1 protein-coding gene is annotated in these 288 nt (G+C 47.2%); it reads left to right on the top strand.

Going from position 1 to position 288, the window contains the following annotated elements; genetic code table 11:
- Positions 1-198 (top strand): hypothetical protein (locus FLQ44_RS25560; RefSeq protein WP_206208824.1); only part of this gene is annotated, 198 nt, incomplete at its 5' end.
- Positions 199-288: the final 90 nt, after the last annotated feature.

Raw genomic sequence — 288 nt, 5'->3', positions numbered from 1 at the left:
AACCTGAACGGTTTCAACTTCAACCAGTCAGTGATAGACAGCCAAGGTCGTGTAATCAACACCTGGGCTGATGTAATCAACCGCGCCAACCTAGGTATGGAAGTAATGCACGAGCGTAACGCTCACAACTTCCCTCTGGACTTGGCTGCTGGTGAGTCCACTCCAGTTGCTTTGGTTGCTCCTAGCATCAATGGTTAATCGCTAGTTTTTCTAGCTAAATAAAAAACGCTCTTCCGTTAGGGAGGGCGTTTTTTGTTTTAGGAGACAGAGGAAGCAAAGGAAGCGATC

Origin of the sequence: Vogesella mureinivorans (genome assembly GCF_007644035.1) — a bacterium.
GTDB lineage: Bacteria > Pseudomonadota > Gammaproteobacteria > Burkholderiales > Chromobacteriaceae > Vogesella > Vogesella mureinivorans.
This window is presented reverse-complemented; position numbering and strand designations above follow the sequence as displayed.